The sequence below is a fragment of the Citrobacter sp. Colony219 genome, from assembly GCF_019382635.1.
Lineage (GTDB): Bacteria > Pseudomonadota > Gammaproteobacteria > Enterobacterales > Enterobacteriaceae > Citrobacter > Citrobacter youngae.
In genome coordinates this window covers 2,442,270-2,454,525 of sequence record NZ_CP080033.1, presented here as the reverse complement: position 1 = coordinate 2,454,525, position 12,256 = coordinate 2,442,270, and the positions used below count along the sequence as shown (strand labels likewise).

Here is a 12,256-nt window from a genome sequence, read left to right as displayed (position 1 = left end):
GTCAGGCGCACTGTTTAAATACGGTTTTAATCCGGCAACGACATCCTGCGTAAACAGCAGGCTGTTAAGGTATGCCTGCGCCTGCGCAAAGGTCGTAAAACCGTGCAGCACCTGGACGTCCTCGTCGCGGACAAGCAGCTCTTTAGAGGTGGCACCCTCAATGGTGGTCAGAAACGGAGTTTTGTATTTCTGGTATACCTCAGCGGCTGCCGCACGGTTTTCATTACTGATATTCAGGGTGATTTGCAGATAAGCCATCGTTCTCTCCTTCGTTCAGGGTTGAAGTAATACGCCCGTTTAAAAAACCGGTCTGTATTACCTTTCGTTGAGGGCGATTATCAGAAAGCCAGACAGCTTCAACAAATCAGATAATCTTGCGAAGCAGAAAAGAAATTCTATGTCGTGAATTGTCGTGGTATAAGCACTACGCACCCGACGTGATTGCCGGGGCAGCGTAATGCCTGAGGGGGCAGTTTATGAACGGTCTGAGACGACATCCTGAAGAAGCCAGTCATGGAAAACGTTGACTTCATCACGCATAACTTTTTGTTGCGGAGTGACCAGATAATAGGACCATTTGAGCGGCCAACGGCGATCGGGGTGCAGCTGAACCAACTGACCGGTTTCGATAAGCTGCTTCACCAAAGCGTAACGAACGATGGCCACGCCCCTGCCGCTCAGGGCCGACAGGATGACCGCTGAGGTGGAGTTAATATGCAGCCCGCTATCCAGCGCTTCGGGTGCACCGACCGCCATCAGGACAGCATCCCATGACGGAAAATCCGCCCCAGGATGCGGCGTGTCATCGTGAATGAGTTTTTGCGTGGCGAGCCATTCACGGCAGGCCATTTTCCCGGGCGGCACCAGGCGCGGACTGCAGACCAGCACCGCTTCTTCATCCATCAGCCAGGTTTTATGCACGCCTGGCCAGTCGCCCTGTCCGCAGCGAATACCGATGTCCGCCTCGCCGTGCGACACATCCATCAGTTTTTCCGTGACGTTAAGCCGCAGATTGATATTTTCGTGCGTTTCCGAAAACCGGTTCAGGCGATCCATCAGCCAGTTCATCATCAGCACCTGCGATGCCGTCACCACCACCACCGAACGCGAGCGGCGACCGCGAAGCTTGTTTAACCCGGTTTCGAGTTTGTCCAGTCCCTGCGTGATGTCCTGTAGCGCCTCCTCCGCTTCGTCAACCAACGTCAGCCGCTCTTTTCCGGAGCGGGTGCGGTGAAGAAGCGGGTGTCCGACCCAGTCTTCCAGCGAGCGTACCAGTTGGCCTACTGCAGCGGGCGTAACGCCAAGCTCCTGTGCCGCGCCGGTAAAGCTGCCGTGCCTGGCGGTGGCTTCAAAAGCGTGCAGCCATTTAAGTCGGTTTAGCGATCGCATTGTGGAAATCCTGATTCATTATTTTTCTCAGTATACGCCAGCGAGAAAGATTTTCTTTCCTGAGTCGCAATTTCTTCTCAGTCGTCAATCAGGCGTCCGGGTGGCATTCTGATTTCACACGATGAGGAGTACGGCTTTTCATCAATAACAACCATATGAATTCAAAGAGGTTAGCGATGAACGCATCTTTTGCCGGTAAAAAACTGTTAGTGGTCGGTGGTACAAGCGGTATGGGCTTCGAAACGGCGAAGCTGGTTTTGAAAAACGGCGGCAGCGTTGTGCTTGTTGGCAATCGTCAGGACAAAGCCGGGCAGGCCCGCCAGGCACTGGCTGCGGATGGTCAGGTTTCTATCATCGTTGCCGACCTGATGAAAGAAGAAGGGATGCAGCATGTGGTAGACACCATTAATGCCGAACACAAAGATATCAGCCTGCTGGTCAATGCGGCTGGCGTGTTTTTCCCAAAACCCTTCACCGAACATGAAGCGTCAGACTATGACATGTATATGAGCATTAACCGCGCAACGTTCTTTATTACCCGTGACGTGGTTCGCAATATGGTTGATGCCGGGATTAAAGGCTCCATCGTGAATATCGGCTCCATGTGGGCGCAGCAGGCGATTGGTGCCACGCCGTCTTCAGCCTATTCGATGGCCAAAGCCGGTCTGCACGCGCTGACTAAAAACCTGGCCATTGAGCTGGGTGAAAAAGGGATCCGCGTGAATGCGGTTTCTCCGGCCGTTGTTCACACTCCTATTTACGAAGGCTTCATTCCGAAAGACGACGTAAAAGATGTGATGAACAGCTTTGACAGCTTCCATCCGATCGGACGCGTGGGTACGCCAGTCGACATCGCGGAAACTGTGGCTTTCCTGCTTTCTGAAAAAACTGGCTGGGTCACCGGCGCTATCTGGGATATTGATGGCGGTGTGATGGCTGGCCGTAACGCCTGAAGACCGCGCCGGACGCTCTGCCAGCCGTATTCCGGAGGTTCCGCTCCGTTGGCACTTCAAAACCATGTTATCGATTCCGATGAATCGGTTTCGCTGGGTGGCGAGGGACTGGCTCCTGATCCGCGGGAATTAATGCTCGCTGCGTTTAATGCCTGTATGACGGCCGTCTTTGTTCAGGAAGCCAGGGCTAAAGATCTCGCCCTTGCCATCTGATAATCCCTATTATATCGGTGCCATTTATGAATAAAAAATACCGCGCGATGCAGATCGTTGCCCCCGGGGTGCTGGAAATGACAAAGCGGCCGATACCCGCTCCCGGTCCGGATGAGGTGCTTATCAAAATTGAAGCATGCGGAGTATGCGGTGCCGATCTCCGGGACGCGGAAAGAGCGCCGCAGGAGGGCCAACCCGGCCGTATACCGGGACATGAAATCGTTGGGTTTATTGCCCGCAAGGGGAACAGGGTACCCGATATCTGGCAATGCGGTCAGCGCGTAGGCGTCGGCCGACTGGGTGGGTATTGTCAGCACTGCAAACCTTGCCGCAGAGGGCTTTTTCATCTCTGTGAAAATCAACTGACGCCGGGCCTCAGCTGCGATGGCGGCTACGCAGAGTACGTTGTCATGCGACATACCGCGCTGATAGCAATTCCCTCCGCGCTCTCTTCCGTGCATGCAGCCCCGATCCTTTGCGCCGGTACCGCTACCTTCAACGCACTGCGTAATTCAGGCGCAAGAGCGGGCGACAGAGTGGCTGTTCTCGGAGTGGGTGGGCTTGGCCACATGGCTGTTCAGTACGCCCGTAAAATGGGTTTTGAGGTGACTGTGATTGCACGGGGTAGCGAAAAAGAACGCGCGGCCTTTAAGCTGGGTGCGCATCACTACATCAATACACTTGAGGAAAATGCATCAGAACGCCTGAAAAATGACGGCGGTGTGGATTTTATCGTGGCAACTGCACCGGCTTCAGAAACGGTTTCAGCCCTCTTGTCCGCCCTCTCCCCCCAGGGTAAAACAATCTTGCTGGGTACAGGACAAAAGCCGCTGCAGGTCTCGCCGGGTATGATGATCGGCGCTGAACGCACCTTGACAGGCTCCTTCGTCGGCACACCGGCGCAAACCGAGCGCGCACTGCAGTTCAGCCACCTCTTTCAGACGTTGCCCATCACAGAGATGTTGCCATTTGAACGGGCAAATGAGGCGCTCAACAGACTTAAGCAAGGTCTGGCGCGATACAGGATAGTGCTCACCATGAATCAGGATAATTAATCACATGTCCGCAGAACATTTCCTGCCCGTTGCAGACCAGAGAAATAATATCATTCGCCTGTCGGCCGCGCAGGCCCTCGCGGGTGCCAACTCTGTCGTCTTTTATGCCACTGGCGCAATTGTGGGTAACGCCCTCGCTCCCGGCAGCTCGCTGGCTACACTTCCCATCACCATGTTTGTTCTGGGGATGGCAGGCTGTATCCTGCCGTTAGGCTCATTAGCGCGTAAAAATGGCCGTAAAAGCGCATTTATGGTCGGAACCGGGGCGGGTGTCTTGACTGGACTGACCGCCGCCCTGGCCGTCGTGATTGGCTCATTTATATTGTTCTGCATTGCCGCCTTCATGGGCGGAGCCTATGCAGCCGTTGCGCTCAGCTTTCGTTTTGCGGCAACCGACGGCGTCACGCCAGAACGTCGCGCCCGGGCCCTGTCGCTGGTGATGGGAGGCGGCGTGGTTGCCGGCGTGATTGGCCCGATGCTGGTTTCAGGCACGATGCACTTCTGGCCGCCTCATACCTTCGCCGTCACGTTCCTCGCGCAGGCGCTCGTGGCCGTTATTTCGGCATTCATACTTAAAGGCGTAAAAACCGCAGAACCTACCTGCGCGATAAAAACGGGTGGGCGGCCTTTACGCGAAATTGCCCGTCAGCCAGGGTTTGCCAGAACCGTATTCAGCGGTGCGGTAACCTATATGGTGATGAACTTCCTGATGACGGCTGCACCACTCTCGATGCACATGCACGGCATCTCTCAACAGGCGTCCAATCTCGGTATCCAGTGGCACGTTATTGCCATGTACGGTCCGGGTTTCTTCACTGGCAAATTAATTAACCGCTTTGGAGCCATGCGTATCGCTGCTGCGGGTTTGCTTATCACTGCATGCTCTGTCCTCGCCGGACTCGGTGGAACCGATATTTTTCACTACTGGTTGTCGCTGATTTTGCTGGGTCTCGGCTGGAATTTTGGCTTCACCGGCGCATCGGCGAAGATCATTGAATATCATCGTCCAGAAGAGAAAACCCAGGTCCAGTCCCTGAACGATTTTGTGGTATTTGGGGTTATGATTGTAGGGTCATTTTCTTCAGGTGCTCTACTCAGCCTCTACGGCTGGAACTCCGTCCTGTGGGGGGCCCTTGTTCCCGTCGGTCTTGCGTTTGTAGGTATTGTTAACGAGTTGCGGGCAAAAAAGCAGGATAAATTAACTTTCTGACCCTGTTTTGTCTGCTATCTGGAAGCGGGTTACGTTGATGTAAAAAGTATCTAAAGCCCAACATCAACGGGCATGATTTTGGGCATACTTGCCATGTTACCGGGTGCAGAAGACTGTTTCTTTGCCTTACATGGTTTAAGAACGTTGCATATTCGCTGAAAGAAGCGGAAGCACTGGCAATTGCTCACTGGCTTGCAGAACAACCTGAAGTCAAAACTGTACTCCACCCCGCAATGCCGGATTGTCCGGGACATGAAATATGGAAGCGAGACCCTACGGGATCGTCAGGGCTGTTCTCTGTGGTGCTTGATCCCGTATTCAGCAAACAGGCTTTAACACGCATGCTAAATGACATGCAGCTGTTCGGAATGGGGTATTCCTGGGGCGGTTTTGAAAGCCTGATTATTCCTTTCGGCTGCCGGGAATATCGAACTGCGACAACCTGGCACAAGAAGGGAGAACCCCTTCGGCTCCAGATTGGCCTGGAAGATCCGGATGACCTGATCACCGATCTGGGTCAGGGGTTTGATCGGCTGCATTCATTGACGTAATCGGGTTTTGCGGCTCGCAAACCTGTAAAATTTGCTCTTTCATCCATAAATGTCCAGGGGAGTTACTGAGCTGTGGGCTGTAATAAGCCTTCAGAATATACTGGGGTGTTGGGAATGGAGGAGTAAACACCACAAGATTTTTCATATCAAAAACAGATGAGATGCCCCGCTTGGGCAGCGTGATGACCAGATCAGTATTTGAAACAATGAGCGGGGCAATCATCAGACTTGGTAATTCAACAACAATTCGGCGGCGTACCTGCTGACTTTCCAGATAACGGTCAATAGCCCCCCGGGATTCCAGCCATGGGCGTACCACCACGTGTCCGGCGTTAAGATATCGCTCATGGGTAAGGGAATCATAAATTTCAGGGTGACCACGTCGCACCGCAACCACGTAATCATCCGTAAAGCAGGTAATGGACTCAATACCGCGCCGGGGATTTTTCTGCTCTTCTTCAAAACCAAGAGCAAAATCAACTTTGCCCGAAAGCAGATCTTCATCGGCGTTAAAATCGCGTGAGTAGATAAGCTTAATGGTAATACCCGGCGCGAGGCTGTTAACTCTCGCGATCAGGCCTGGCAGGATCACAGCGGCCGTGTAGTCCGTGGCGGCAAAAATAAACGTCTCCCGGCTTTTTTCCGGCTCAAAGTGTTCAGGCTCATGTAGGCAAGTCGAGAGACTGTTCAGAGCCGCGGAAACGTTGGCGGCAATGCTCTCTGCTTTTGACGTTGGCACCATGCGTCCGCCAGTGCGCACAAATAAGGGATCATCCAGTGAGGCACGTAAGCGATTGAGCGCATGACTCAGCGCTGACGGACTTAGCGCCATTTCATTAGCGGCCTCCGTTACGCTCCCATGCCGATAAAGAGAATCGAAGATAAGCAATAAATTCAGATCGGTCTTGCGCAACGTCGACACCATGGTTCTTTTTTCCGGGTGAAATTTGAAAATAGTGATTAATGAATATTGTACATTTTATTTTTGCATAAAATGCAGCGAAAGCATGATTGAAAAAAGATAGTATATTTCCATCAAAATGATTCTGAAGAGGCAAAACTATGTCTACCCCTGTATTCCGTCAGGCCACTGCCGCCGATGTCGATCGTTGCTATGATATTGAAATCACATCCTACGAAGGGGATGAAGCCGCAACGCGCGAGAAAATAGCCACCCGTATTAACCGCTATCCGGAAGGTTTTCTGTGTATGGAGCTGAACGGCGACGTTATTGGTTTCATCAATGCAGGCTGCGCATGGGAAGTCGTGATGTCTGATGAAGAATTTAAAGAACTGGTTGGACACGATCCGGATGCACCTAATGCCGTGATTATGTCTGTCGTGGTTCACCCGGATTATCAGGGCAAAGGATACTCGTCGTTGCTGATGCGTGAATTCGTGGCGCATATGAAAGCAATGAACAAAAAAACAATCCACCTGTTGTGTAAAGATCGCCACGTCGATCTGTATGCTCATTTTGGTTACCAGTATATGAAACCGTCAGAGTCAGACCACGGTGGTATGGCCTGGCATGAAATGATGATGACACTCTGATTTAACTATCCAGACACGACTCGTTTTCTTTTCATCTGTTTCGCCAAATATTTCCGCATCAGTGCATTTTGTAGTGTCACGCCACGACACACAGGGAAACCTCGTTCCACGACATGAAAGCCGTGTCGTAGAAAGAACGCTTCCGCAGCCTTACTGACATTTGAAGTAAGTTCACCCATTCCACGTTGTCTGGCTTCTTCATGAATGCGGCCCATCAGTAGCGTCCCTACGCCCTGTCTCGGGTAGACTCCCGAGACATAGAAATGGTCAATGTACCCATTTGGCTGAACATCCGCATATCCAGCTATTTCACCATCCACTTCAACAACAAAGGGACGTAGTGCCCTCATGCGATTAGTCCAGTGATCCGGGTCGATATCTGACGGGGCCCAGGCATCTATTTGTTCATGTGTGTAATAGTGGGATGCGAGGGTATGTACAGAAGATAAGAAAACGCTGAGTAACGAAATCTCATCTCCATTCTTGAACCTTCTGATTTTCATAAAACCTCGTTATGAGCGTGGCTGGTAGAACAATATCATTACTTTTCATAATGTTCTATTTTATAGACTGGACATGCGACCCCGACATTTTCTGTATCAAAATCTGGATAACCCTGGCTTCCAGGAATCTACATATCCATTTATCGGTGTCGGTTCTGGGTTAAGATAATCGCCTCTCCGTTCTGGCTGTGGTTAATGAGATGAATCTCAATCGCTGTTGTTATTTGCTACTGGTCTGCGCTGCGGTCAGTAGCCTTTTTGCCCCACATCCGTTGCTGATATGGGGCCTGCTCGCCAACATATTGACGCTGGCGATTTACGGCGTGGACAAAATGGCAGCGCGTAAGGCCTGGCGCAGAGTGCCGGAATCCACATTGCTGGTATTTGGCGCTGTGGGCGGATGGGCTGGAGCCATTGTCGGCCAACAACTCTTTCACCATAAAACACAAAAGCAGCCCTTCAAAACTTACTTCATCATCAGTGTGATATTAAGTACCTCCGCTATGGTGGCCGTGTATCAGTTCTTTCCATTCTCACTTTCCTGAGCATCATTTAGGGATAGCGCCAGCCCCTGTGCAACGTTATCGTGTTGGATTATAAACAAAAGCATCGTTAGCATGTCTGTCCTGATGTACGCACTCTATACTCTGCAACAGATCGTCAACATTAAGGATGGATATGAAAAAGCTGTTGCTGGTTCTCCTGGTACTAACTGCATTTGCAGCCAATTCTATCCTCTGTCGTATCGCCTTAAAGAATGAGTATTCAGATCCTGAAACGTTCAGCGTGCTGAGATTACTCGGTGGTGCAGTAATGCTGTTTTTCTGGCATATAGCCCGGGGTAAACTGAAAGAAATACGCTGGAAAATCATCGATGCCCTGTTGCTGTGTGCCTATGTATTATTTTTCTCAATCGCGTATGTGCAGCTCAATACCGCAACAGGCGCATTACTGCTGTTTGGCGCAGTGCAGATCTGCATGATTGGCTGGGGATTAATAAAAGGTGAAACACTTAGCGGATACAAAGCCACCGGGATCGTTATTGCCATCGGGGGGATCATTATGCTGCTGCTCCCCGGCGCAACCGCTCCCCCTTTGATACCCGCCCTGACGATGGTTGTTTCAGGCATGGCATGGGGAGCTTATTCTGTGCGTGGGAAAAATATCCTCTCTCCTGCCGGGACGACTGCAGGAAATTTCATTCTGAGCCTTCCGGTTATTTTCATCCTGAGTTTGGTACGACAGGAGCCCGTGCATACTGACGCCAACGGCGTCATCCTTGCCCTGCTCTCCGGCGGACTGGCTTCTGGTGTGACTTACGTACTTTGGTACCAACTTGTTGCCACTATGTCTTCAGCAACCGCCAGCACGCTGCAGTTGAGCGTGCCCTGTATTGCTGCGGTAGGTGGAGTGCTATTTCTTGGCGAATTGCCTGATTTGAGAATTCTGGTTTGCACACTGATCGTTCTGGCTGGCATAGCCATTGTTATTTCATCCGATCGAACACAGAGTAAGAAATCAGCACAGGGATAACGTTGAGGAGTCACAGCACTGTGCTTCGGTGTTTTGACTCACAGCCAGGAGCGGACGTTGATATGATTTGATGAGTATATTTATGGAATTAATTTTATCTTTGATTTTTAAGGTTTTTACCATCCGCAATACAAAATCAGATGTTCTCAATAAAAAAAACCTGCGTCAGCATGCAGGGGCAATAGAAAAGCACTTCTGTTTTTTTAACTATGAGGGTTACAACAAAGGGTCTATTGGTACAGATACAGCATTACAACCGTGCAGGGCCGATGAAGTAGCTGTTATTATTGCTCTACAGTGCTTGCCAGGTCAGCTGCCGGCAGTCGCGGCTGAGAACGCTGCCAGCCAGAACCATAGCGGGTGTACTGTGCAGGAACGGGGAGTACAACGTTCAAATCGTCTGCTGCAGTACGCGCCCAGAACGGATCCTTCAGCATATCCCGGCCAACAAGAATGATATCTGCTCGGCCATTCTGCAAAATTTCTTCTGCCTGACGACCTGTTTCGATCAGACCTACAGCCCCGGTTTTAATATCCAACTCCCTTCGTAGTAGCTCGGCTGCAGGGACCTGATAATTTGGGTAAGTGTTTACCTGTACCATCGCAATTCCGCCGCTTGAATAGTCAATCAGATCAATACCTTGTTCTTTCATCCAGTTGCCGTAGATCAAGAAGTCTTCCGGACGGTTTCCGCCTTCAACATAATCGGTTGAAGAGATACGCAGGAACAATGGGCCTTTCCACTCGCTGCGCACGACGTCAATGACTTCACGCACAATGCGGTAACGATTCTCGTGGCTACCACCGTATTCATCGGTACGTTTGTTCGCTAGCGGCGACAGGAACTGATTCAACAGATAGCCGTGGGCACCGTGGATTTCAATAACGTCAAAACCGGCTTCACGCGCACGGCGAGCACCTTGACGGAACGCCTCTACGACTTCGTTAATTTGCTCAATACTCATCGCCTGTGGTACGCGGGACTCAGGTGTGAACGGAATAGCTGACGGCGCGATAGAGGGCAGGTCAATTCCCAGTTGGCGACCAGCATGTCCAATCTGTGCGCCGGCTTTCGCGCCAAAACGGTGAATGGAATCTGTCACGCGGGACAAACCTTCAATATGGCTATCATCCCAGATACCGATGTCTCCAGGACCGATTGGACCATTCGGTAATACAGAGGCCGTTTCCAGCATGATAAGACCTGCTCCGCCCAGGGCACGCGCGCCGTAGTGGATAACATGAAAGTCATTAATCTTGCCGTCGTCAGATGCCGAGTGCATGCACATCGGGGACATGGCAATACGGTTGCGGAATTCAACGCCGTTGATTGTGATGGGTTCAAAAAGCAAAGCTGACATTTCTACTCCAGAAAGTGATTGATATTTAGCCCGCTAAAAGTACCATACGATGATAATTCGTTTATACGCTAAAAAAATGCACATACTTACCAAAAGGTAACCATGATGTTTTTATGAAGAAATTACGTAACTACGATTCGGCACCAGGTTGTTCAATGGAAGCAGCACTGCATATCATGGGTGGGAAATGGAAAGGGGTGATCCTCTATCATTTATTTAAGGACGGTACGCTTCGGTTTAGCGAACTCCAGCGGTTTTTAACCAGCATCAATCAGCGTTTACTGACGAAGCAACTGCGTGAACTTGAAGAGGATGGCCTGATTATTCGCCAGGTTTATCCCGTTGTTCCACCAAAGGTTGAATACTCGTTGAGTGACGAAGGACGGGAGCTGAACAAACTGGTTCTGGATCTAAGCATATGGGGCAGAAACTGGCTGGAACGCCGCGGTCTTAAAACAGCGGTTGAAGAGGATATCGAGGAGTTGAAAAAGGTTCTCGGCGATCCGAAGTAAGCCGTCTTCACGGGTATCTAAGAGCCAAAATGGGTGATGCAGAAATCGATAAAACTTCGTAATCGTGGAGTCATTCTTCTGTCCTGGGCATAAAGCACATGGACGGGCCGACCGGGCAGTTCATAATCGGGCAGAACCCGCACCAGCCGCCCGGCGGCGATGTCCGCGCTCATCAGCGGAAGCGGTTGCATAATGATTCCCAGCCCTGAGAGGGCGGCAGCAAGCAGGGCTTCGCTGTTGTCCGTTTTAAACCTGCCGGTTACAGGTACCGAGACTTGTCCGCCAGGGCCTTCAAATTTCCATTCCGTCCGCATTGATGTATGGGTAAAGATCAGGCACTGGTGCCGCGTCAAATCCTGCGGCACAGAGGGCGTTCCAGCCTCTTCAAGATAAGCCGGTGCAGCACAAATAACCATCTGATAGGGAGCAAGCGCTCTTGCCAGTAGCTGGCTGTCCGCCAGTTCTCCCGTACGAAAAACGGCATCAAAGCGCTCTTCAAACAGATCGACAGTGCGATTCGACAGACAGAGTTCGAGCGAGACTTCGGGATTTTGTTTGAGATATTCCGGCAGTTTTGAGGCCAGCAGCTGACTGCCAAAGGTAATGGGAGCGCTGATCCTGAGATTACCACGGGGGATCGCACGGGTTTCAGCAATCACGGCTTCCGCTTCTTCCATTTCAGCCAGAATATTTTTCGCTCTTTCATAAAATTGTGCTTGTGCATGGTGCATTTTCAGATGGTTCAAGCTGGAATAAGGTCATTCCTTTGCTTGAGGCTAAAGGGCTTAATGTCGTTGCCGTACAAAACCCACTCACCTCCTTTGCTGAAGATACCGCCACAACACGTCGCGCACTGGCACGAGTAAAAGGTCCTGTTGTGCTGGTCGGCCATTCCTATGGTGGAGCAGTCATTACAGAGGCCGGTGCAAAAAATGAGAACGTCAAAGCACTGGTTTATGTTGCCGCTTTTGCACCATCGGCCGGAGAGTCTGTCGGTGATTTAACAAAAGATTATCCTACGCCATCAGGTTTCAGCCATATTGATGCTGATGATGCGGGTTATCTGAAGCTCACTTTTGAAGGCGTTTCTCAGCACCTGGCGCAGGATGTTACTGCGGAACAAGCGAGACTTATCTACGCCACTCAGGGCCCAACTAACGGCGCAGTATTTGGCGAAAAAGTGAAAGACGCGGCATGGGAAAATAAACCTTCCAGGTATATTGTCAGCGAACAGGATCATATGCTCGACACTGACTTACAGAAAGCGATGGCGAAGAAAATTCACGCGACGGTGACTACCCTGAACACCAGTCATGCCCCACATATTTCTCAGCCAGATGCCGTGGCAAGTGTAATTCTTCATGCGGTCAGCGCCGTAAAATAATCAATATCGTGGTGATTATTAATCACTACACGAAAAAA

General features: G+C 51.0%; 15 protein-coding genes and 1 pseudogene. 10 read left to right on the top strand and 6 right to left on the bottom strand.

The annotated features are described in order from the left end of the window. Both JTI85_RS10870 and JTI85_RS10865 read right to left on the bottom strand, forming a co-directional pair. Positions 1-258: hypothetical protein (locus JTI85_RS10870; protein ID WP_219351472.1), on the bottom strand; the 258-nt coding region annotated here is incomplete at its 3' end. A gap of 216 nt (positions 259-474) precedes the next feature. Next, entirely contained in the window at positions 475-1,389 is a 915-nt protein-coding gene (locus JTI85_RS10865) for a LysR substrate-binding domain-containing protein (protein WP_061067835.1), read from the bottom strand. 176 nt (positions 1,390-1,565) lie between these two features. Here JTI85_RS10865 and JTI85_RS10860 point away from each other — a divergent pair, with 176 nt between their 5' ends. The 5 genes and pseudogenes from JTI85_RS10860 to JTI85_RS10840 all read left to right on the top strand — a co-directional run. Then, positions 1,566-2,342: an SDR family NAD(P)-dependent oxidoreductase gene (locus JTI85_RS10860; protein ID WP_061067834.1), complete on the top strand. Its 777-nt coding sequence runs from the start codon at positions 1,566-1,568 to the stop codon at positions 2,340-2,342. Positions 2,343-2,390: 48 nt separating this feature from the next. Further along, the gene (locus JTI85_RS10855; RefSeq protein WP_225807905.1) at positions 2,391-2,555 is read left to right on the top strand and encodes an OsmC family protein; all 165 of its coding nucleotides are present in this window, start codon (positions 2,391-2,393) and stop codon (positions 2,553-2,555) included. A 26-nt stretch (positions 2,556-2,581) separates the two neighbouring features. Then, positions 2,582-3,610: an alcohol dehydrogenase catalytic domain-containing protein gene (locus tag JTI85_RS10850; protein ID WP_061067833.1), complete on the top strand. Its 1,029-nt coding sequence runs from the start codon at positions 2,582-2,584 to the stop codon at positions 3,608-3,610. 4 nt (positions 3,611-3,614) lie between these two features. Continuing rightward, positions 3,615-4,820: an MFS transporter gene (locus JTI85_RS10845; RefSeq protein WP_061067832.1), complete on the top strand. Its 1,206-nt coding sequence runs from the start codon at positions 3,615-3,617 to the stop codon at positions 4,818-4,820. Positions 4,821-4,907: 87 nt separating this feature from the next. Further along, positions 4,908-5,371 (top strand): annotated as a pseudogene (locus JTI85_RS10840) (PLP-dependent transferase); the annotation flags it as partial. Here JTI85_RS10840 and JTI85_RS10835 read toward each other — a convergent pair. Then, positions 5,325-6,296, bottom strand: coding sequence for a LysR family transcriptional regulator (locus JTI85_RS10835; protein WP_116360120.1), 972 nt, complete (start codon positions 6,294-6,296; stop codon positions 5,325-5,327). The pseudogene JTI85_RS10840 and the gene JTI85_RS10835 overlap by 47 nt on opposite strands. Positions 6,297-6,433: 137 nt before the next feature. On the opposite strand from JTI85_RS10835, the gene JTI85_RS10830 reads away from it, so the two are divergent. Then, positions 6,434-6,925, top strand: a complete 492-nt coding sequence (locus JTI85_RS10830; RefSeq protein ID WP_115602095.1) for a GNAT family N-acetyltransferase — start codon at positions 6,434-6,436, stop codon at positions 6,923-6,925. A 5-nt stretch (positions 6,926-6,930) separates the two neighbouring features. Here JTI85_RS10830 and JTI85_RS10825 read toward each other — a convergent pair whose 3' ends face one another. Then, positions 6,931-7,428 (bottom strand): GNAT family N-acetyltransferase, encoded by a 498-nt coding sequence (locus tag JTI85_RS10825; protein ID WP_200036835.1) that lies wholly within the window; start codon positions 7,426-7,428, stop codon positions 6,931-6,933. A gap of 200 nt (positions 7,429-7,628) precedes the next feature. Between JTI85_RS10825 and JTI85_RS10820 the strand changes: the two genes are divergently transcribed. Together JTI85_RS10820 and JTI85_RS10815 are read left to right on the top strand one after the other, a co-directional pair. Further along, positions 7,629-7,973: a DUF1294 domain-containing protein gene (locus tag JTI85_RS10820; RefSeq protein WP_116360122.1), complete on the top strand. Its 345-nt coding sequence runs from the start codon at positions 7,629-7,631 to the stop codon at positions 7,971-7,973. 133 nt (positions 7,974-8,106) lie between these two features. Then, positions 8,107-8,961, top strand: a complete 855-nt coding sequence (locus JTI85_RS10815; RefSeq protein ID WP_116360123.1) for a DMT family transporter — start codon at positions 8,107-8,109, stop codon at positions 8,959-8,961. 284 nt (positions 8,962-9,245) lie between these two features. Here the strand turns inward: JTI85_RS10815 and namA are convergent, their stop codons facing one another. After that, complete coding sequence (gene namA / locus JTI85_RS10810) at positions 9,246-10,322, bottom strand: NADPH dehydrogenase NamA (RefSeq protein ID WP_061067827.1); 1,077 nt, start codon at positions 10,320-10,322, stop codon at positions 9,246-9,248. 113 nt (positions 10,323-10,435) lie between these two features. Here namA and JTI85_RS10805 point away from each other — a divergent pair, with 113 nt between their 5' ends. Next, complete coding sequence (locus JTI85_RS10805; RefSeq protein ID WP_048211800.1) at positions 10,436-10,834, top strand: helix-turn-helix domain-containing protein; 399 nt, start codon at positions 10,436-10,438, stop codon at positions 10,832-10,834. 17 nt (positions 10,835-10,851) lie between these two features. Here the strand turns inward: JTI85_RS10805 and JTI85_RS10800 are convergent, their stop codons facing one another. After that, positions 10,852-11,580, bottom strand: a complete 729-nt coding sequence (locus JTI85_RS10800; RefSeq protein ID WP_219351471.1) for a LysR substrate-binding domain-containing protein — start codon at positions 11,578-11,580, stop codon at positions 10,852-10,854. Between the two features lie 20 nt (positions 11,581-11,600). Here JTI85_RS10800 and JTI85_RS10795 point away from each other — a divergent pair, with 20 nt between their 5' ends. Further along, positions 11,601-12,218 carry an alpha/beta hydrolase gene (locus JTI85_RS10795; RefSeq protein ID WP_255574748.1) on the top strand — a complete coding sequence of 206 codons (618 nt, stop codon included), beginning with the start codon at positions 11,601-11,603 and terminating at the stop codon, positions 12,216-12,218. Positions 12,219-12,256: the final 38 nt, after the last annotated feature.